Source organism: Burkholderia cenocepacia, from assembly GCF_014211915.1.
Taxonomy (GTDB): Bacteria; Pseudomonadota; Gammaproteobacteria; order Burkholderiales; family Burkholderiaceae; genus Burkholderia; species Burkholderia orbicola.
The window spans coordinates 2,006,710-2,025,699 of the sequence record NZ_CP060039.1 but is presented as its reverse complement, the minus strand read 5'-3'; the positions used below and the strand labels follow the sequence as shown (position 1 = coordinate 2,025,699).

At 64.8% G+C, this 18,990-nt stretch carries 18 protein-coding genes; 5 read left to right on the top strand and 13 right to left on the bottom strand.

What is annotated here, in order from left to right; translation table 11 throughout:
• Window positions 1-3: 3 nt before the first annotated feature.
• On the bottom strand, window positions 4-2,349 hold the full coding sequence (gene bcsB / locus SY91_RS09615) for a cellulose biosynthesis cyclic di-GMP-binding regulatory protein BcsB (RefSeq protein WP_023478078.1): 2,346 nt from the start codon (window positions 2,347-2,349) through the stop codon (window positions 4-6).
• 299 nt (window positions 2,350-2,648) lie between these two features.
• Here bcsB and SY91_RS09610 point away from each other — a divergent pair, with 299 nt between their 5' ends.
• Entirely contained in the window at window positions 2,649-3,842 is a 1,194-nt protein-coding gene (locus SY91_RS09610; protein WP_185920868.1) for a sensor domain-containing diguanylate cyclase, read from the top strand.
• A 54-nt stretch (window positions 3,843-3,896) separates the two neighbouring features.
• On the opposite strand, the gene SY91_RS09605 is transcribed toward SY91_RS09610, so the two are convergent.
• Genes SY91_RS09605 through SY91_RS09590 form a run of 4 tightly spaced genes read right to left on the bottom strand, consistent with a single transcriptional unit; the run spans window position 3,897 to window position 8,195 of the window.
• Window positions 3,897-4,349 (bottom strand): hypothetical protein, encoded by a 453-nt coding sequence (locus SY91_RS09605; protein WP_185920867.1) that lies wholly within the window; start codon window positions 4,347-4,349, stop codon window positions 3,897-3,899.
• Window positions 4,349-5,764 carry a phosphatase PAP2/dual specificity phosphatase family protein gene (locus tag SY91_RS09600; RefSeq protein WP_185920866.1) on the bottom strand — a complete coding sequence of 472 codons (1,416 nt, stop codon included), beginning with the start codon at window positions 5,762-5,764 and terminating at the stop codon, window positions 4,349-4,351. The genes SY91_RS09605 and SY91_RS09600 overlap by 1 nt, the downstream gene beginning before the upstream one ends.
• Window positions 5,761-7,530, bottom strand: coding sequence for a bifunctional alpha/beta hydrolase/class I SAM-dependent methyltransferase (locus tag SY91_RS09595; RefSeq protein ID WP_023475564.1), 1,770 nt, complete (start codon window positions 7,528-7,530; stop codon window positions 5,761-5,763). The genes SY91_RS09600 and SY91_RS09595 overlap by 4 nt, the downstream gene beginning before the upstream one ends.
• 59 nt (window positions 7,531-7,589) lie before the next feature.
• Entirely contained in the window at window positions 7,590-8,195 is a 606-nt protein-coding gene (locus tag SY91_RS09590) for a CDP-alcohol phosphatidyltransferase family protein (RefSeq protein ID WP_023475563.1), read from the bottom strand.
• Between the two features lie 123 nt (window positions 8,196-8,318).
• Here SY91_RS09590 and SY91_RS34990 point away from each other — a divergent pair, with 123 nt between their 5' ends.
• The 3 genes from SY91_RS34990 (at window position 8,319) to SY91_RS09575 (ending at window position 10,265) form a co-directional block, all read left to right on the top strand.
• The gene (locus SY91_RS34990) at window positions 8,319-8,561 is read left to right on the top strand and encodes a hypothetical protein (RefSeq protein WP_260632401.1); all 243 of its coding nucleotides are present in this window, start codon (window positions 8,319-8,321) and stop codon (window positions 8,559-8,561) included.
• A gap of 102 nt (window positions 8,562-8,663) precedes the next feature.
• Complete coding sequence (locus tag SY91_RS09580; RefSeq protein ID WP_012328301.1) at window positions 8,664-9,296, top strand: lysophospholipid acyltransferase family protein; 633 nt, start codon at window positions 8,664-8,666, stop codon at window positions 9,294-9,296.
• A 39-nt stretch (window positions 9,297-9,335) separates the two neighbouring features.
• On the top strand, window positions 9,336-10,265 hold the full coding sequence (locus tag SY91_RS09575; RefSeq protein ID WP_012328300.1) for a phosphatidate cytidylyltransferase: 930 nt from the start codon (window positions 9,336-9,338) through the stop codon (window positions 10,263-10,265).
• Between the two features lie 227 nt (window positions 10,266-10,492).
• On the opposite strand, the gene SY91_RS09570 is transcribed toward SY91_RS09575, so the two are convergent.
• From SY91_RS09570 to SY91_RS09555, 4 genes are all read right to left on the bottom strand, one after another.
• The gene (locus tag SY91_RS09570; RefSeq protein WP_043887094.1) at window positions 10,493-12,253 is read right to left on the bottom strand and encodes a ShlB/FhaC/HecB family hemolysin secretion/activation protein; all 1,761 of its coding nucleotides are present in this window, start codon (window positions 12,251-12,253) and stop codon (window positions 10,493-10,495) included.
• A gap of 72 nt (window positions 12,254-12,325) precedes the next feature.
• Window positions 12,326-12,649: an Imm45 family immunity protein gene (gene imm45, locus SY91_RS09565; protein ID WP_043887092.1), complete on the bottom strand. Its 324-nt coding sequence runs from the start codon at window positions 12,647-12,649 to the stop codon at window positions 12,326-12,328.
• A gap of 119 nt (window positions 12,650-12,768) precedes the next feature.
• Entirely contained in the window at window positions 12,769-13,239 is a 471-nt protein-coding gene (locus tag SY91_RS09560) for a hypothetical protein (RefSeq protein WP_043887090.1), read from the bottom strand.
• Window positions 13,236-13,448: a hypothetical protein gene (locus SY91_RS09555; protein ID WP_023475559.1), complete on the bottom strand. Its 213-nt coding sequence runs from the start codon at window positions 13,446-13,448 to the stop codon at window positions 13,236-13,238. Before SY91_RS09555 ends, SY91_RS09560 begins: the two co-directional genes overlap by 4 nt.
• A gap of 167 nt (window positions 13,449-13,615) precedes the next feature.
• Here SY91_RS09555 and SY91_RS09550 point away from each other — a divergent pair, with 167 nt between their 5' ends.
• Window positions 13,616-14,710, top strand: coding sequence for an IS5 family transposase (locus SY91_RS09550; protein ID WP_185920865.1), 1,095 nt, complete (start codon window positions 13,616-13,618; stop codon window positions 14,708-14,710).
• 157 nt (window positions 14,711-14,867) lie between these two features.
• On the opposite strand, the gene SY91_RS09545 is transcribed toward SY91_RS09550, so the two are convergent.
• From SY91_RS09545 to SY91_RS09530, 4 genes are all read right to left on the bottom strand, one after another.
• A complete protein-coding gene (locus SY91_RS09545) occupies window positions 14,868-15,737 on the bottom strand; it encodes an ATP-binding protein (RefSeq protein ID WP_260632400.1) in 870 nt (289 codons plus the stop codon).
• Window positions 15,738-16,161: 424 nt separating this feature from the next.
• On the bottom strand, window positions 16,162-17,847 hold the full coding sequence (locus SY91_RS09540) for a ShlB/FhaC/HecB family hemolysin secretion/activation protein (RefSeq protein ID WP_185921151.1): 1,686 nt from the start codon (window positions 17,845-17,847) through the stop codon (window positions 16,162-16,164).
• 74 nt (window positions 17,848-17,921) lie between these two features.
• Window positions 17,922-18,104, bottom strand: coding sequence for a CDI system lipoprotein BcpO (gene bcpO, locus SY91_RS09535; protein WP_226809489.1), 183 nt, complete (start codon window positions 18,102-18,104; stop codon window positions 17,922-17,924).
• A gap of 70 nt (window positions 18,105-18,174) precedes the next feature.
• A complete protein-coding gene (locus SY91_RS09530) occupies window positions 18,175-18,984 on the bottom strand; it encodes an immunity 49 family protein (RefSeq protein ID WP_038712731.1) in 810 nt (269 codons plus the stop codon).
• Between the last annotated feature and the right edge of the window lie 6 nt (window positions 18,985-18,990).

The following is an 18,990-nucleotide window of genomic DNA, read 5'->3' as shown; positions in this document are numbered from 1 at the left end:
CCGTTACATCCCCCGGCGACGCGCGGCGATTCGCTGCAGCACGCTGAACACGCCGAGCGCGAGCAGCAGCCCTGCGACGACGCCGACCGCGCCGAGCAGCACCGGATGCCGCGCCGCCTCCGTCCACACGCGCGCATACCACGGCACGAAGCCGACCACGTAAGGCTCGCCGACCCGCAGGCTGTCGACCTGCCCCGGCCGGACCAGCGCGAGGTCGCCCTGCAACTGCGACACGAGCCCGCCGCTCTCGAACACGTCGAGTAGATCGCCGAGGCGCGGCTGGTCGGTCGCCGTCAGCGCGACGACGCTGCGGCCGCGGCTACCGGGCAGCTCGAACCCGGCGAGCGCCGCGAGCGGGCCCGTCTGTTCGATATGCGCGCCGCCGTCGGCGAGGCCCACGCCGTTGCGCCAGCGCTCCTTCACCGTGAATGCGACGCGCGTCGCGCCACCGGCGCCCGCGCCGCCCTGCTCGCCGATCGCGAGCGGCAGCGCCGCGCGCCATTGCGCGAGCAGCGGCGACGCCGGCGAGCCGTCGATCACGAGCAGATCCTTGTGCCCCGACAGCGCGGCGACGTCGCCGGGTCGCGCCACCTGCACGCGCAGCGCCGGGAAACCGGTCCATTCGCCCATGTGGCCGAGCATCGTCAGGTAGGCCTCGAGTTCCTGCGGCGACGGCCGGTCGGGCAGCACGACGGCCGTCTGCGACAGGTCGGCGAAGCGCGTGAACGGGAAGCCGCTGTTCGCGAAGAACGCGAGGTTCGGCAATTGCGCGTAATGGACGAAGTGCGAGAAGTCGATCGTCGAATCGGGATCGATCGCCGCCCGTTGCGGCTCGGTGGCCGTGCTCGAACACAGGCCCGTCTTCTGCGAATCGAGCGTGAAGCGGAACTGCAGCTGGTTGCCGCTGCCGACGCGGAACGCGGGAATGTCGACGTCGCTCGTCACGCGCCCTTCCGGCACCGCCAGCAGCGGCAGCTGCATGCGGCCGTGCGCATCTTCGGCATGGGCCGGCCCGAGCCGGTACGACTTCACGAGCTGATCGTTGATCTCGACCGCGAGCGTCGAATTGTCCTGCACGGTCGGCGCCGTGTAGCGGTAGCGCAGCGTGATCGGCACGCCCGCGCCGTTCCATGAATGCAGATCGGCCGGCACGCGCAGGTTCAGCCGGATCGCGTCGGGCGTCGTGCCGCGCACCTCCAGCTGACGCGGATCGTTCACGAGTTCGCGGAACGCGATCGGCCGGTTCACCGGCAGCCAGCGCGGCGCGTCGTACGGCTTGCGCGGCGCGCCCAGATCGACGTGCGCGACCGTCGCCGCCTGCCCTGACAGCGCCGCGCGGCCGAGCACGAGCGTCGCGACCGCGTCGTCGACCTCGGCCGCCGTGCGGCCCGTGACGACCAGCAGCTTGCGGCCCGGGGCGGACGGGTTGTCCGCGACCGCGAGCAGCGGGCCGTTGATTGGCGGCAGCGCGAGACCGGCCGGCAGCGTCGCGGCCGTGCCGACCACGACGGCCTGGTCGTCGGCCGGCAGCGCGGTTGATACCGGGAAGCGCGCATGCCGGTAGTCGGCCAGCGCGCCGAACCACGACGCGAGCACGCCCGCGCTGCGCAGGGTGGCCGAATCGGGCGTCGCGGGCAGCACGAACGGCAGCCGCAGGCGGCCGTTGTCGCGCCGGTCGAAGAACGGCGCGGGCAGCAGCGCGAGATCGTTCGGCAGGCGCACCGGCGATTCGTCGAGGATCAGTTCGCTCGTCGGGCTCACGTCGGCCCACAACGCCGAATTCGTCGGGTCCTCGCAATGGTCGAGCGTGTAGTGCGCGATCAGGCGCAGGCCGATCTGGTTGAAATCCGAAAAGTAGCGCGGATCGATCGGAATCTCTTGCGTCACCGTGCGGCCCGCACGCGCGGCATCGAACGGGACGGTCGCGATCACCTCGCCGTTCACCGACACCTTCAGGTGCGACAGCGGAAAGACCAGCGACGGCGAATACGCGTAGGTCAGGCGCAAGCGCGCGCCCGTGATCACGCGGTCGAGCCGCACGCCGGCGTTGATCGTGCGTGCGTCGTCGGCGCCGCGCAGGCGCAGCGGATCGAACGCGCCGAGCGACGCGAACGGCATGCGCACGGTCGTCGCCGGCAGACCGGCGGCCGGCGCGCTGGCCGCCGCCGGCGTGGCCGGAGCGGTCGCGAGCACCGCCGCTGGCGCGGCATCCGGCACCGCTGCGTGATCGGCAGCGGCCGTCGAAGCGGCGGCCGGCACCGCCGGCAGCGGCGCGGCCGACAGCGCGGCCGTGTGGAAAGCGCCGGTCATCGCGGCAGCCAGGACGAACAGCGACACGGCCGGCTTCATGCGCCGCTCCGCTTCGTCACGATCGTCCGGTCATCCTGCGCGTCGAAACCGACGCGCGCAAAGCAGCTATGCCCGTGAGTGCACATCCCCTCTGCTTCCCCTCATTTATGGCCTGATTGCATTTATCGGAACGACGCGGCGGACCATTCAATGATCAGTTCGTCGCGCTGGAGGACGCCTGGCACCGGCGGCCGCCCATTTGTCACACTATCTCAAAAATAGAACAAAACTCACCGTGATTCGCGACTGAGAAGCGAAAAAATCTCAATTCGGTCGGAAATGCCGCGCAGGAAGAGTGAATGGCAAGAATTGCGCCGTTGCCGCCGGATGGCTGGAACGGCATACTGCCGGCGCGGTACGGCTGGCCGGGCACCGGCACCGTTGCGTTGCGAACCACCCGGCACGCGCTGCCGCGAGCGGCGCGTATGCTACCGCAAGCGCGCGCCGAGCGATGCACTTTTTCACGGAAAACTGACTTGAATCAAATCGCCGACGCCGCCACGCCATCCCCCGACACGTTGTTGCGCATCATCGCCGCGCAAGCCGAAATCGCGAAACTCGGCCTCGATCTCGGCAGCGTGATGGCCTACGTGACCGAACAGATGCCGCAGCTCACCGGCGCGAGCGCCGCCGCGGTCGAATTCGCCGAAGGCGACGACATGGTGTACCGCGCCGCGTCGGGCACGGCCGCCGGGATGCTCGGCCTGCGGTTGCGGCGCTCGGGCAGCCTGTCGGGCCTGTGCGTGCAGCAGGGCGAGTTGCTGCACTGTATCGATTCGGAAACCGACCCGCGCGTCGATCGCGATGCATGCCGCCGGGTCGGCCTGCGCTCGATGCTCGTGATGCCGCTCACGCACGCCGACACGACGGTCGGCGTGCTGAAGGTGATGTCGCCGAACGTCGACGGTTTCTCACCGGCCGACGCCGGCACGCTGCGGCTGATGGCGGACCTGATCGCCGCCGCGATGTTCCACGCGGCGCGCAACGAAGCGAACGAGCTGTACCTGCGCGCGACGCACGACGCGCTCACGGGCCTGCCGAACCGCGCGCTGTTCTACGACCGCCTGCGCCAGTCGATGCACACGGCGCTGCGCGCGAGCGGCCGGCTCGGCATTCTCAACATCGACATGGACGGCCTGAAGCCGATCAACGACGGGTTCGGCCACCGCGCGGGCGACGCCGCGCTGCGCGAGGTCGCCACGCGGATGCAGGCCGCGGTGCGGCGTTCGGACACGGTCGCGCGCATCGGCGGCGACGAATTCGCGGTGATCCTGCCGAACCTCGGCACCCGCGACGATGCCCGGGTGCAAAGCATGCGGCTCGCGCGGCAGGTCGGCGAGCCGTTCGAATTCGACGGGCATGCGCTGCGGCTCGGCGTCAGCGTCGGCATCGCGATGCTGCCGGACGACGGCACCGACATGAACGCGCTGATCGAGCATGCGGACCAGGCGATGTACGAAGCCAAGCGATCGCGGCGCACCGCGCACGCATGACGGCTGACGCGCGCCGGCCGGGCTGTTCCCGCCGATAGCCGGCTTGCGCCGGCGCTACCCGATGTGCGACACCGCGACCGCGATCCCGACGACGAGCCACTGCACGATCGCCACGAGCACGGCGGCCCGGCACAGCCCGACCGCGCCGCGCACGCGCGCGTCGAGCGTGCGCCCGACCTTCGCCGCATCGATCCAGCCCAGGTCGGCGAGCGCGCGGTCGAGCGCCGCGAGCGGACCGTCGACCGCCCCGTCGCCGTCCACCGCCCGCGCGAGCGTGGCAAACAGCCGCCGATCGATCGCGATGCGCACCGCGTACCACAGCGCCGCGATCCCCGACCCCGTGCTGACGACGGCCAGCAGCGCGCGGGCAAGCGTCGGCGCCGCCCCGCCCGCCGCGAGCCACCCGCCTGCGCCAGCCGCGACCAGCGCTGCCGCGAGCGCCCATGCGCCCGCATCGAGCGCGCCGCGTGCGGCGGCAATCCTGAACGGAGCGGACGGATCGCGCATCACCGCTGCCCCGCGTCGCGCCGGCGATCGATCCACTGCTGCAGCACGGCCACGCTTTCATCCGACCATACCGCGCGTGGCCGGACCGCGCGCACCGCGGCCAGCGCGTCGCGCGCATCGGTCAACCCGCGCCGCGCGGCGACCCACGCGGCCGCGCACAGCACGCTGCGCCCGTAGCCGAGCGCACAGCAGACCAGCACGTCGCGCCCTTCGCCGTGCAGGCGTTCGAGCGCCGCGACGGCCTGCGCGAGCTGCACCGCCGTCGGTGCGACGAGATCGAGCTGAGGCACCGACGCATACGCGAGCGATGCGCCGGCCGCCGCCCAACGCGGCATCTCGGCGGTCAGGTCGACCAGCGCGGTGAAGCCGTGGCGCCGGATGTCGCGCGTCGTCGGCGTCCGGCCGATCGACACGCGCTCGTCGATCCGCACCGGCGCGGGCTGCCGGCGCGTCCACAGCCGCGAATTGACGAATGCGCCGGCGATCGTCGGCGCGAGCAGCCAGCCGACGAAGACCGGAAACCGCCCGTGCGCATCCTTCTGGAACGCGCCGGGCGCGCCGCGCCGATAGGCCCACGCAACGCAGGCGAGCGCCAGTGCGACCCACCCAGCCGCCAGCGCCCAGCCCGGCGCGCGCGGCACGCACGCCAGCGCCACGAGTGCGACCAGCGCGGCGCCGAACGCATAGCGGCGCGCGAGCGCGCGAGCGGCCGCGGACGGCGACGCATCGGCGCCCGGCAGCCGGCCCGCGGCATCGCGCAGCGGAAACAGGAATAGCGCGAGACAGCCGACGGCCGCCCCGGTCGGCACGTCGATCGCGTGATGCTGGTAAGTCGTCAGCACCGACACGCCGATCGCCGCGAACCACAGATGCAGCACGACGCGCACGAACGTGCCGCGCAGATGCCTTGCATAGACGGCCCACAGCACGACGAGCAACCCGATATGCAGCGACGGCGCCTGGTTGAACGGCTTGTCGAAGCCCATCAGCAGCGTGAACAGCGCACCGGCCATGCCGCCCGCGTCGGGCCGCTCGAAGCCGAAGCGCAACGGCCACGCGATGAAGCACGCAACCGACACCAACTGCACGGTCAGCAGCCGCTTCACGTGATCGAGCAGATCGTCGCGGCGTGTCGAGAAGAAGAACGACAGCGCATACAGCAGGTCGATCGACCAGTACGGCACGATCGTCCACGGCACGAACGGGATCGCATGCTCCCAGCCGAACGCGAAGGTCGGCACCGCGGCGCGGCGCGCGGCGAGCCAGTTCGCGAAGCCGTACGTCGAGAAGAACACGGCGCCCATCGCCGCGAGCCAGCCGAAGCGCAGCACGAACGACGCGTCGCGCGCGCCGGCCGCCGGTTCGGCCAGCCCGTCACTCGCCTCCGCGCCCGCGCCGCCGCCCAGCACGCTCATGACGCGTCGACCCGCTGCGCGAGGCTCACCGTGAAGATGCCCATCTCGTCGATCCGCTGGTCGAGCTTGCGGAACCCCGCCCGCGCGACGAGCTCGTCCATTTCGGCCTGCGAACGGCGACGCATCACCCAGGTCGACTCGCCGCGATGATTGTTCAGCGCACGCGCGATGAATTCGAGCTGCGGATGCCACGGCTGCCCCGTATAGACCAGATAGCCGCCCGGCGGCACGGCCTGCGCGAGCCCGCGCAGCGAGCGCTCGATCAGCGCGTTCTCGCCGAACAGCTCGTACAGGCCCGACACGATCGCCAGCGTCGGCCGCGGCTCGAGCGTCGCGAGCGACGTCTCGTCGAACGCGTCGCCGCGCTCGAAGCGCGCGATCGGCTCGAGGCCGCGCTGCGCGATCAGCACGCGCCCGGCCTCGACGTTCGGTGGGCTGTAGTCGCGCAGCGTGATGTCGTCGGGCGCCGCGCCATCGCGCTCGGCGGCCAGCGCGATCGCATCGAGCACGTAGCGCCCGTGGCCGGCGGCGATGTCGACGATCCGCACCGGCGTGCCGTTCCCGCGCAGCCGGCCGATCGCCGCGCCGATCAGCTCCTGCAGATGCACCTTGCGCTGGCGGATGCCGACCCAGCCCGGCGAATCGAGATACGTGCGGTCGATCAGCGCGCCGATGCCCAGCCGCCCCTGCGCGCGGTTGCGGTACACGTAGTCGAGCGTCGAGCCCGAATCGAAGCCGAGCCGCAACCCGAGCGCGATGCCGTCCGACAGCGCGCCGCCGGCTTTCAGGCCGGCGCGCGTGAGCGCCCAGTACGCCCGTGCGAACACGTTCGCCGGCGGCCGGGAGAGCGCCGCGTATTCGTCATGGAAAGCGCCGAGCCGGTCGGCATCGGCGAGCGACACGCGCGGGCTCGGCGCATCGAACTCGCGCAGCACGAATGCACGCAGCGGCGCGAGCGCCTGCGCGCGGTCGCGCTCGCCGAGCGTGTCGTGATAGAAGCCCGGCAGCACGATGCGCTCCTTGCGCGCCGCGCCGAGCCGCTCGAAGAAACGGTCCTGCGGGCCGCGATGCACGACCCAGTCGGCGCCCGAGATCAGCAACAGCGTCGGCACGGTGATCGCGGCCGCGTCGGCGACGATGCGCTGCGCGGTATCGTGCAGGTCGAGCAGCATGTTGACCGCGATCGGCCGCGTGATCAGCGGATCGGACGCGTAGCTCGCGATCCGCTCGGGATCGTGCGTGAGGAATTTCGGCTTTACGTAGCTGTTCACATAGAACAGTCCGCGCAGCTTGTGCATCAACCGCAGCCCCGGCCGCGCGAACGGCACGTAGAGCTTGATGTGGAATGCCGGCGACGCGACCACGAGCGCGCGGATCGGCGGCGCGTAGTCGTGCACCCAGGTCGCCGCGAGCACCGCGCCGACGCTCTGGCCGACTACCGCCATCTCCTCGATCGCGATGCCGTGCGTGTCGCGGATATGCTCGACGAAGGTCTGCAGGTCGCGCACCGATGCGGCCGCGCTCGGGCTGTAGCCGCGCGCGCCCGGCGAGCGGCCGTGGCCGCGTGCGTCCCACGCGAAAAACGCGAAATCCGGCAGGTCGAGCTCGTCGACGAGGTGCGCGACGCGCGCCGAGTGTTCGTGCCCGCGATGCAGCAGCACGATGGCGCCGCGGCAGCGTGCGCCCGTCGCGGGCCAGTGACGATAGAACAGCGTTTCGCCGTCGTGCGTGATGAAGTCGGCCTCGCGGGCCGTGCGTGCGCTCATGCGATCTCTCTCGTTTCGTTATACGTATCGTGTGGCGCCGCCCTCCGGCGCCCGGCCCGTCAGCCGCCCGCTTCGGTGATCCCGGCCCGGACGCGCCGCACCACCGTCACGATCGACAGCACGATCAGCAGCCGCCACAGCCAGGCGGCGACGCTGCCGACCGGCAAACCGAAGCCGATCCACAGTGCGAACGCGCCGAGGGCCAGCGCCCGGTCGCTCTTGCCGAACGGGCCGTCGTAGCGGCGCGTCGCGCCGACGAGCGAGCCGATCAGCCCCGCGCATTCGACGATCACCGCCGTCAGCGCGAACAGCCAGACGTCCGCCGGAGCGAACGCGGGAATGGCGAGGAACGGCAGCACGAGCGCGACGTCCGACACGATGTCGCCCAGCTCGTTCAGGTAGGCGCCGAGCGTGCTCTTCTGCCCGTGCTCGCGCGCGAGCATCCCGTCGATCGCGTTGAGCGCCATCCGCGCGAACAGCCACAGCGGGATCAGCAGGAACAGCGCGCGGGCGAACACGCCGAGCCCGGCGAGCGCGCCGACGACGATCGAGCCTCCTGCCGCGAACAGCGTGACCTGGTTGGCCGTGACGCCGCGTTCGGCGAGCGAATCCGCGAATGGGCGCAGACGATTCTGGAATTTGGGTTTGAGTGCGTAGAGGCTCATCGTTTCGTATTCATTTTATTCGTGCGGCACGGTCGGATACGTTTCCCGCCGCCATGCCCCGGGCGGCGAAACGGCCTGCGTCGACCTGGATTGAACGGCCCTCATCGTCGCCGAGCGGCCTCGATGCGTCAAGCCTGCGGGCCGGTCCGCCCGCGCGGCGCCAATCTGGCGTTTTTCGGCGAAACTCGCGATAATCCGCTGGCCCGATCGCAGCGAGATCCATTCGAACTGCAGGCGGGCACTCGTGCAACAGCCGATTATCACGCCGCCGACCGGCGCATTCGCCGCGACGCGACAGCGTGCGACGGCGAATCGTCCGATTATCGCGGACCTGCGACAGGCAGCCACGAATTTGAAAAAATTTAAACCAGAGCCGTCCGGCGCGCATCCTGCCGCGCCGGCATTCCGGGGTTCCGCCCGCCGCGCATGCGCAGCGGGCCGGGCATGCACGCAGGAGGCCACACGCCGATGAACATCCTCAACGTCTGGCAGCGCGACTTCCTGCTGTCCATCGTGCGGCTCGTCGCCGGCGCGTATCCGGTCTGGCATCAGGCGCCGCCGTCCCCGACGCAGAAGATCTATTTCTCGAACCACACGAGCCACATCGACACGCTCGCGATCCTCGCCGCACTGCCGCGCGACGTGCGCGCGGTCGTGCGGCCGGTCGCCGCGCGCGACTACTGGGACAGCAGCGACCTGAAGCGCCACATCGCGCAGAAGCTGCTGAACGTCGTGCTGATCGACCGTCATCGCGAAAACGGCGGCGACCCGCTGGAGCCGGTGCGCGACGCGCTGCGACAGGGCCACTCGATCATCATCTTCCCGGAAGGCACGCGCGGCGCCGACGTGTTGCCGCAGCCGTTCAAGAGCGGGCTGTTCCATCTCGCGACCGAGTTCCCGGACGTCGCGCTCGCGCCCGTCTACCTCGAGAACCTGCAACGCATCATGCCGAAGGGCGCGATCTGGCCCGTGCCGCTGATCTGCAAGGTGCATTTCGGCGCGAACGAAGCACTCGGCGCTCAGGAAGACAAGCCGACGTTCCTCGCCCGCATGCGCGACGCGGTCATCGCGCTCGCGCCGCCGCAACGGCCGGCCGGCTGAACGCGGCGCGCCCCCTTCTCCCTTTTCCGGATACCAACCATGCGAACCCTCTTCTGGGAACTGGTCGCGGGCGTCACGGGCGTGCTCGTCGTCGCGACCGTGATCGGCGCGATCCTCGGCGCGCGCAGCGGCGGCACCAGCGCGACCATCGTCAATCTGAACCAGCGCATCCGTGCGTGGTGGGCCATGATCGCGATCATGGCCGTCGCGATCGGCCTCGGCAACAACGTCACGTACCTGGTGTTCGCGCTGCTGTCGTACCTGACGTTGCGCGAATTCATCACGCTTACGCCGACCACCGCGAGCGACCATACGACGCTCTTCATCGCGTTCTTCATCGCGATCCCCGTGCAGTACCTGCTGCTCGGCATCAACTGGTACGGGATGTATTCGATCTTCGTGCCCGTGCACCTGTTCTTCGCGATGTCGCTCGTGTCGGCGCTCACGCAGGACACGCGCGACTTCCTGAGTCGCAACGCGAAGATCAACTGGGCGCTGATGGTGTGCGTGTACGGGCTGAGCCACGCGCCGGCCGTGCTGATCCTCGACATTCCGCGCTACGCCGGGCAGAACGCACTGCTGCTGTTCTTCTTCCTGTTCGTCGTGCAGATCAGCGACGTGCTGCAATACGTGGTCGGCAAGCTGTTCGGACGCCGCAAGATCGCGCCGCAGCTGTCGCCGTCGAAGACGATCGAGGGCTTCGTCGGCGGCGGCCTGCTGGCCACGCTGTGCGGCGCGTCGCTGTATCGTGTGACGCCGTTCAGCTTCGGCGCGGCGTTCGGGATTTCGCTCGCGATCGTGATCGCCGGCTTCGTCGGCGGGCTCGTGCTGTCGGCCGTCAAGCGCTCGCTCGGCACGAAGGACTGGGGCTCGATGATCGCCGGCCACGGCGGGATGCTCGATCGCGTCGATTCGATCTGCTTCGCCGCACCGGTGTTCTTTCACTTGGTGCGCTATCTGTATGTGTGAGGCGCGGGCGGCGCTACACCGCCCGGCGTACGCCAATACTTGTCGCCGATCTAGCACTGTGCCGATTGTCCTGCCGAAGCAGCACTGGCAAGCCGGGCATTCGAATATCGATAGCCTGCCAACTGTTCGCGAACACGACTGCTACGATCTGCGCGGTCAGAAACGGTCCCCGATCCTCGTCGGCATTTTGAATCCATGAAGTGCCGAGCAGCTCGATCGCATATTCATCAAAACTGGGCCGTCAGCTGGAACCCGAGCGTGACCCGGTTCGTTGGAAAGCCGGACGGCTTGTACACCGGCGTACCGGCGAACAGGTCGTACCCGTACCCGCCGAAACGCGTCGCGACGCTCCCCTTCACGCCGATCACCGCGCCTGCCAGTTGCGTGCCAACCAGCGCGACCGGCTGCGGGCCCCATACGCGGCCATAGTCGAGGCCCGCGTAAACTGCCGTTCCCGTCTGTCCGATCGGCGCCTGGAGCTCGTTGCGCCAGTAGAACCCACGAGAAGCCGCCAGCATCGTCTCTCCATCGAAGCCGCGTACCGTGTAACGGCTTCCGATCGTCAGGTCGTCGATGTAGTAGAGGGTGTTGCCCGTGTACTGGCCGTGGAATGTCGTGACGAAGCGAAACGGCTGCTGCGCGATCGCGAACGGCACCGACAGGTTCGCATCGAGCACCGCCATCTTGTAGCGGTAAGTCGGGCCGCCGTCGGCCTCCAGTATGTCGTCCTGCGCGCCGAACGCGCCGATGCCCTGCCGGTACGCGAGCGTGCCGTCGAACTGCGCGTTGCCGAAGTAGTGACGATCGGTCAGGCCGAACTCGACGAACGTGTTGTTGCGGCGCTGCTGCGGGATCTCGGTGTCTTCGATGAAGCTTTGCCCGAACCGGCGCGACAGCCGGAACTGCGCACCGAACACGTCGTTCTGGCTGCGCGACAGCACGCGGTTCAGCTTGAAATCGACCGTCTTCGAATTGCCACTCGCAATGAACGTCTGGTTCACGCCGGCGATCTGCTGGTAGTACGTGCTCGTGTATGCGGAGAGCGTCGCGGTCCAGTAGCCCCACGGAATCGAATAAAAGCCGTTCCAGCCGTGCGAGCCGAGGCGCTTGTCACCAAATTCCAGATCCTGGCTCACGCCGACGTTGAAAATGTCGTTCAGGCCGAGCGGATTGTCGATGCCGAGCGACAGGTTGCCCTGCAGCCGACCGGTCGCCCGCGTGCCCGAGTTGTCGATCGAGGCGACAACCGTCCACGGTTTGCCGCGCTTCACGTCGAGCACGACGTCGCTTTCGCCTGGCACATCGGCCGGCACGATCTGCATCGATACGTCCTGGCTCGATACGCGCTTCATCTGTTCGAGGCCCTGTTCAAGCTCGCGCAGGTTCAGCAGCTCGCCGTCGCCGGTCGGAAAGGCGGTCTTCCAGGTGCCACGCAGTTTTTCCTCGGCGAAGCGCACGTGGCGGATTACGCCCGGAATCAGCGAAAGCTTAAGGGTGCCGCTCGACAGATCCTGCTCCGGTACGAGCACGCGCGTGGTGACATACCCACGCGCAAGGATCGCTTGTGACAGACCCTTGACCAGCACATCGATACCTTGCTTGCCGACGCACGCACCCGAGTAATGTTCGAGCCATTCACGTGCGAACGCGAAGCGATCGAGCGGCAATGCCGAAGCGCCTTGCGCCTTCACTGCGTTGGGCAACGTATCCGGTACGTCCAGCGCAAATCGTTCGATCCGAAAACAGGGCGTATCGGCCGGAATCGCAGGATATGCTTCGACACCCGGCACCTCGGAACGAACCAAAGGCGCACGCACAGCAGCGTCGCGCTGCTGCGCCTCGCGTTGCTGTTGCGCCTGGCGGTCCTGTTCCGCGTTCGCGCGCGCGGCGGCGGCCTGTTCGGCCGGTGATGGAACTTGTTGAGCCTGCACGGCGACCGACATCAAGGCGGCGAACGGCACAGTCGCTAGCCGTTTGACTATTTTCATAGTTGAGGTCTAGTTCTTCTTATTTATGGTAATCAAGTTGCACTTGGTGTCAATTACCTCTGTCGATTGCAACTACAGTTCCTGGGCTTCGAGGGGCGCACGAACTTTCACATCTTGCACATGCCCATCTGGCCAGACCCACATGGTCCAGTTTGCAATTAGCCAGCTCGCCGACAGCTCCGTTTGCGCGGCTTCCGCAGGAAATATAACGTAGCAGTTGATGCCGGCCTTATACCCCGTGATGGCGATCAATCCAAAGCGCCCCGACTTATCAGGCGCTTCACAAACCATCATGACGACCTCGTCCTCAAACGATTGACCAGCCGGAAACTTGAGGAGTGCCCCTCGCGAAATCACGGTGTCGGTGTATTCCAAAAGGTCTTTCCATTTTGTCATTTCACCCTCAGACCGAAGAAATCATGGCGCTCTTGAAATTGCCTACCGCGCCGAGCATCAACTAGAGATTCTGCGTATAGAGTTCAATTTTTACCATTCAGCAATGCGGCCATTGATTTTCACAAAACGCTGCTCATCAATATGGCCTCTGGATATTTATTTATCTCGCCTGGATCGATAAATTTCTGCCCGACGCGATTTAAATGAAATCGAAACGTGCATACCTCACCAAAATCATCATCCTCCTCATAGGTCAGGATAACGATTGCCTCGTCCCCGAATTTCCCCCTCCAGACCTCAGAGAAATAACTAACGAACTCCATGGCACTCCCGAGGACATTTTCCTCGCAGTAATCTTCAACGTGGATTTTGTTGACTGCGCACTCATACCCTGTCAAATCGCCATAAGCCCGAATCAAGAATTGATCGGATGGCAGACTCGTTTCTTTAAAAAAAGAAGAAAATAAAATGCACTCGCCAATTCGCACGAATCCAGCATTTAGAATTTCTTTGAGCCCATCTGGCACGCCGACTTCAACCGCCGACTTCCGTTGAAGGAGAAGGTGCATCTTGTCATTCATGGCATTCATCGCTTCGCTCCAAGATAACCGGTTAGCGCCTTATCAATTGCCTTCGAGAAGGACGAATCCTTCATCAAATTTTGCACACTCTTCGGGGCCAGTTCGCCAGTTTTTTGATCGAAAAACACTTGCGAGTTAGGATCATAATAGTACTTGGTGCCGTTGGCATCTTGATAGTGAATCTGTCCCGGGCGCACGCCGGGAGCAGGATTTTCCACATCAATTCTTTCCTGACCGCTACCTCTCCAAATGGATTTGCTTGCGGTCTGTGTGCCATTTTCCCCTAGCAGGCTGTTGAAATTGGATACGGTGTAAACGGGCGTTGCGAGCGGTGCGTTAGAGATATCGTGTTCATGATCTTGGGCAGACGAGAGCAATGCGCGGAATGGACGAGATGCAAGAACCGCTGTTCACGACGGTGAAGCTGGAAGACTTCGTGCCGGCCGATCACCCGTTGCGGCCGCTTCGGCTACTGGTCAATCAAGCGCTGAAGCGGCTCAATGGGCTGTTTGGCACGATCTACGCGGATAGCGGCCGTGCGTCGATTGCGCCGGAGAAACTGCTGCGTGCATTGCTGCTGCAGGTGCTGTACTCGGTGCGCAGCGAGCGCATGCTGATGGAGCAGATGCGCTACAACCTGCTGTTCCGCTGGTTCGTCGGACTGGCGATCGAAGACGCCGTCTGGGACCACTCGGTGTTCTCCAAGAACCGGGATCGTCTGCTCGAGCACGAAGTGGTCGAAGCGTTCTTTACCGAAGTCATGAGCTTGGCCGACAAGCAAGGGCTGCTCTCCAGAGAACACTTCTCGGTCGATGGCACGTTGATCCAGGCGTGGGCCAGCCACAAGAGCTTCCGGCCCAAGGACGGCTCGGACGATCCACCAGCCGGCGGTGGTCGCAATGTCGACACCGACTGGAAGGGCAAGCGGCGCAGCAACGATACGCATGAATCGAGCACCGATCCGAACGCGCGCCTGTTCCGCAAGGGGCGGCAAAGCGGAGCCGTCCTTTGTTATCAGGGGCACATCCTGATGGAGAACCGCTCGGGTTTGGTGGTCGGCGCGGTGGTCAGCCACGCTGACGGTTTCGGCGAACGCGCAAGTGCGTTGCGCTTGCTCGATTGCGTGCCGGGCCGTCACGCCAAGACGCTCGGCGCCGACAAGGGTTACGACGTGCGCGACTTTGTGCGGGACTGTCGTGGGCGCAAGGTGACGCTGCATGTCGCGCGCAACGACGCGCATCAAGGCGGTAGCGCGATCGATGGCCCCACCTCGCGGCACGCCGGTTATGGCATCAGCCAGGTGATTCGCAAGCGCATCGAAGAGCACTTCGGCTGGGGCAAGACCGTCGGCAGGATCCGACAGACCGCGTATCGCGGCATCAAGCGAGTCAACCAGCACTTCAAGCTGACGATGCTGGCGAGCAACCTGACTCGAATGGCTCGAATACTGGCAGCGGTGCCGCAGGGAGCAGCGCGATGAGCCGCCCAACCGTAGCTGTTGGGCGGCAACGCGCCGGCCGGCCCGCTCGCAAGCGGGGCATCCGGCACGATTCGTCAGCAACTCAGCGGCCAATCGCATACGAAACCCTTTTAAACAGTGCCCCGGCCATCAAAACGAGGCGCTTTTCAACAGCCTGCTAGGTCCATGGGATCCGGCCCCTTTGCTGGATCCAGAGGCTTGGCGTAGTAGCTTCTGAGTTGTTCAGAGAGTCGTGTACCACCCGCCGAGGTTTGAAGCTCACCCTCGTCTTCGCCCCCATTCTCTCGCCAAAGCCGCGTTGCGCAGGGATGTCATGCACCTTAATCAGGCCACTGAGAGGATCGCCCTCGATCGGCAATGCCGATGCCGGAAGCAACTGCGGCAAGGCCCGAAGCTTTTCAGGGTTGGCAAGTAGCGCTGGATCCAGCGGATAGGCCCGGATCGTGAACATCGAGGTTAACCGCTTGGAGAGGAAGTCGACCAAGGTTTCGGGCCAGACCGTCAACTTGGGTGGGGGCGCCGCGCCAGCAGCCTTGGCAGCTACGGCAGCCGCAGCTGCTGCGCGCATGGCATTGGCTTCAGTGACCGCGGTAATGAACTCTTTAAACAGCGCCTTCATGTCTTTGGGCTCGTAGCGCAGTCGCACTCCCAGCCGCCCGCCGGTCCAGTCCATGAGCGGGACCAAATCTCGGACCCGGTGGACCTCGTCCTCCTTGACCTGCAGCCACAGATCCAAGGCCGGCAGCGCTTGCACCCAGGGATCCAGGGTGAGGTCAGTCGCGACACCCTCCAGGTTCGCCTGAAGCCACGTTTCGCCAATGTCCACGAGCGCTGGCAAGTGGCACAACGTGAAGTCGTGGATGTCAAACGGACAGCGGCGAGGCGTTAGGAAGCGCCGTAGGGCCAACATAGCTGACGTCTTGCCGCTGTTGTTCGCGCCGACGAACAGCGTTGTCTTGAGCGACAGATCCACGCGAGCCGACAAGAGCTTCCTGAAATTCGCGATCTCGACGAATTCGATATGCATTTCGCACCATCCCCTCTGCATGTAATTTTTGTAACGTTAACCGAAGCATGACGCAACTGATAGCTGGGGCGAGGCCTCGGAATCAGTTCAGTTGCGGTTCTCGCCACAGGTCAACGTCTCGTATTGGACGCAGCGGACATTTGAAGCCAAGAATCGAGCGACTACATCCAGTTGCGGATTCAACCCGTCGATGCAACACACTTGAGGCTGCGTAGCAGGTTATCGTGCCTCGCATCGCGACCGCGCCTACGCGAGTGAAGTCATGGCCCGATTCCCGGCGGAATTCATAGTAGGGCTTCACCCCGCGCCATTCGAGCGTCAGAAGCGTACGTCCCCGTTTGGCGGCAGCCTCGACCAGACGAGCATATGCAAACATCGGGCTTGCGACAGGTACGTGTCGGAGAAGTACCTTGGCTCATTGTCTTCAGAATTGGGCAGTCACCTGAAAACCGAGCGTCACTCGCGCGGTCGGAAAACTCGACGGCTTGTAGACAGGCGTACCCGCGAAGAGATCGTACGCATAGGAGCCGAATCGCGTGCCGACACTCCCCTTCACGCCGATCACAGCACCCGCCAGTTGCGTGCCGACGAGTGCGATCGGCTGCGGCCCCCATACGCGGCCATAATCGAGCCCCGCATAGAGCGCCTGCCCCGTCTGCCCGATCGGCGCCTGCAATTCGTTGCGCCAGTAAAAGCCACGGGCTGCGGCGAGCATCGTCTCGCCATCGAAACCGCGCACTGTATAGCGACTGCCAATCGTCAAGTCGTCGATGTAGTAAAGCGTGTTACCGGTGTACTGGCCGTGGAATGTGCCGACATAGCGGAATGGCTGCTTACCGATGGCAAACGGTACCGACAAGTTCGCGTCGAGCACCGCCATCTTGAAGCGATAGGTCGGCCCGCCACCCGCCGCTAACACATCATCCTGCGCGCCCAACCCACCGACACCTTGACGATATGCAAGTGAGCCGTCGAACTGCGCGCCGCCGAAGTAGTGACGATCGGTCAGGCCGAGTTCGATCATCGTGTTGTTGCGGCGCTGCTGCGAGATCTCGGTGTCTTCGATAAAGCTTTGTCCAAACCGGCGCGACAGGCGAACGTACGCGCCGAACACATCGTTCTGACTACGCGACAGCACGCGGGCCAGCTTGAAATCGACCGTCTTCGAATTGCCGCTCGCGACGAAGGTCTGATTCACGCCAGCAATCTGCTGGTAGTACGTATTCGTGTAAGCGGACAGCGTGGCCGTCCAGTAGCCCCACGGGATCGAGTAGAAGCCGTTCCAGCCGTGCGAACCGAGTCGCTTGTCGCCGAACTCGAGATCCTGGCTCACGCCAATGTTGAAGAGGTCGTTCAATCCGAGTGGGTTGTCGATGCCGAGCGACAAGTTGCCCTGCAAGCGGCCGGTCGCGCGCGTACCCGAGTTGTCAATCGAGGCGACGACCGTCCACGGCTTGCCGCGCTTCACGTCGAGCACGACGTCGCTCTCGCCCGGCACGTCGGCCGGCACGATCTCCATCGACACGTCCTGGCTCGACACGCGCTTCATCTGCTCGAGGCCCTGTTCGAGATCGCGCAAGTTCAGCAGTTCGCCGTCACGTGTCGGGAAGGCAGTTTTCCACGTGCCGCGCAGTTTTTCATCGGCGAAGCGCACATGGCGGATGACACCGGGGATCAGTGAGAGCTTCAGCGTGCCGGTGGAGATATCCTGTTCGGGCAGCAGCACGCGCGTCGTCACGTACCCACGCGCCAGGATGGCTTGCGACAGGCCCTTGACTAGCAGGTCGAGCCCCTGTTTGCCGACGCACTGGCCAGCGTAGTGCTCGAGCCATTCGCGCGCGAAGGCGAAACGATCCATGGGTAACGCCGACGCGCCTTGCGACTTCAGCGAGGCAGGCAGCGCATCGGGCACGTCGAGCGCAAAACGATCAATGCGAAAGCACGGCGTTTCGGATGGTAGCGCTGGATACCCTGCGCTCGCCGTTACGCTCGAACGCACCCCGGGCGCTGTGACGGTCCGTTCGCGCTCGCGCGCTTCTTCCTGCTGTCGGATTTGCTGGTCGTTGCCCGAAATGATCGGGCGAGGAGCTTCTTGCGCCGACACGGCCATTGGAATCAGCCATGCGGCCGACAGCAGCACGACCGGGTACGGATTGTCATAAATGTGGTCTTGTTCGTTCGATTTTATGGCTTGGGTGCTAAATGCCCCGGAATCCAAACCCATTCGGTACCGCTCCATTTCCAGAAGCCCATGACCCAGATTGTGCTCGACCACGATGGCAACACGGGCTCCATTTCCGGTTTCGGCGGAGGACGCGGAGGAGCATCAGGTGGCACGGTCTCGCATGCCGCGAGAAGCGCTGACATAGCAAACGCCAGAGCCGCCGACCATTTAGCTTTCTTCATCATTACCTCAGCGTCACGGGACGTCGATCGATCATGTCTTAAACCACCGGGAAACGCGGCCGATCAGTCCTTGCGGAGGAGGCATCCAACCGGGTTTCAGAAAGTCGTAGACGTCATCGTAGTGATCGAGAGGCTTCACCGGCATCAGCTCCATTGGCACCAGCGGATGATCGACTTCGACAAAAACACCTCGGCGCCAGCACAGTTTCGCCTCCAGTACGGCCAAGAATGAAAAATAATCCTCTGTATACACGTGCTCCGACTTGCGTGAAGCGTCAGTGCGAATGATTTGTTCAAGCCCTTCTTTATCGCCACGAATCAACGTTGAGAAAAAATCCTCACCACGCTCGCATTCAGTTCTCAGCGGCTTCCGTCCGTTCTTCGCCATTCGGCGAATCTTGTCAGCTAGAGAAACATCGTCGCCCATCATAGCCAACTGAAGCATGTGAACATAGAACTGGTTATTTAATGGATCTTCTCTTGCACTCACGAATCCCTGAGGTGAGGCGACCGAGAACGCCTGGACCATCGCATTGGAGTCCGACATCATCGAGTACAATAAGTAATCTGGTGTTTGCAGCTCGAAGCGATCCTCGCTTATGGCGAGGGAAGTCAACTTGAGAACACACGAAACGTATAAATTATTTTTGAGCGATGGCATATCGCCATTGACAAAATAATCATAAAGTCCGACCACGGAGTGATCTCTCGAAAGTCCATCATAACAGCGCTTCAAATCAATAGGCTTGATCCGATTACGGATCTTTCCTGAAATCTCCGGAATATGCCGCATGGCCGCATCAAATCCAAAAGATTTCCGCTTAATCGCCTCTTCATCCATTTCGAC

Excerpts from the sequence above, each read along its gene's own strand:
- bcsB (WP_023478078.1), bottom strand. The coding sequence starts at position 2,349 with ATGAAGCCGGCCGTGTCGCTGTTCGTCCTGGCTGCCGCGATGACCGGC.
- SY91_RS09610 (WP_185920868.1), top strand. The coding sequence starts at position 2,649 with ATGGCAAGAATTGCGCCGTTGCCGCCGGATGGCTGGAACGGCATACTG.
- SY91_RS09605 (WP_185920867.1), bottom strand. The coding sequence starts at position 4,349 with ATGCGCGATCCGTCCGCTCCGTTCAGGATTGCCGCCGCACGCGGCGCG.
- SY91_RS09600 (WP_185920866.1), bottom strand. The coding sequence starts at position 5,764 with ATGAGCGTGCTGGGCGGCGGCGCGGGCGCGGAGGCGAGTGACGGGCTG.
- SY91_RS09595 (WP_023475564.1), bottom strand. The coding sequence starts at position 7,530 with ATGAGCGCACGCACGGCCCGCGAGGCCGACTTCATCACGCACGACGGC.
- SY91_RS09590 (WP_023475563.1), bottom strand. The coding sequence starts at position 8,195 with ATGAGCCTCTACGCACTCAAACCCAAATTCCAGAATCGTCTGCGCCCA.
- SY91_RS34990 (WP_260632401.1), top strand. The coding sequence starts at position 8,319 with ATGCGTCAAGCCTGCGGGCCGGTCCGCCCGCGCGGCGCCAATCTGGCG.
- SY91_RS09580 (WP_012328301.1), top strand. The coding sequence starts at position 8,664 with ATGAACATCCTCAACGTCTGGCAGCGCGACTTCCTGCTGTCCATCGTG.
- SY91_RS09575 (WP_012328300.1), top strand. The coding sequence starts at position 9,336 with ATGCGAACCCTCTTCTGGGAACTGGTCGCGGGCGTCACGGGCGTGCTC.
- SY91_RS09570 (WP_043887094.1), bottom strand. The coding sequence starts at position 12,253 with ATGAAAATAGTCAAACGGCTAGCGACTGTGCCGTTCGCCGCCTTGATG.
- imm45 (WP_043887092.1), bottom strand. The coding sequence starts at position 12,649 with ATGACAAAATGGAAAGACCTTTTGGAATACACCGACACCGTGATTTCG.
- SY91_RS09560 (WP_043887090.1), bottom strand. The coding sequence starts at position 13,239 with ATGAATGCCATGAATGACAAGATGCACCTTCTCCTTCAACGGAAGTCG.
- SY91_RS09550 (WP_185920865.1), top strand. The coding sequence starts at position 13,616 with ATGGACGAGATGCAAGAACCGCTGTTCACGACGGTGAAGCTGGAAGAC.
- SY91_RS09545 (WP_260632400.1), bottom strand. The coding sequence starts at position 15,737 with ATGCATATCGAATTCGTCGAGATCGCGAATTTCAGGAAGCTCTTGTCG.
- SY91_RS09540 (WP_185921151.1), bottom strand. The coding sequence starts at position 17,847 with ATGGCCGTGTCGGCGCAAGAAGCTCCTCGCCCGATCATTTCGGGCAAC.
- bcpO (WP_226809489.1), bottom strand. The coding sequence starts at position 18,104 with ATGTCAGCGCTTCTCGCGGCATGCGAGACCGTGCCACCTGATGCTCCT.
- SY91_RS09530 (WP_038712731.1), bottom strand. The coding sequence starts at position 18,984 with ATGGATGAAGAGGCGATTAAGCGGAAATCTTTTGGATTTGATGCGGCC.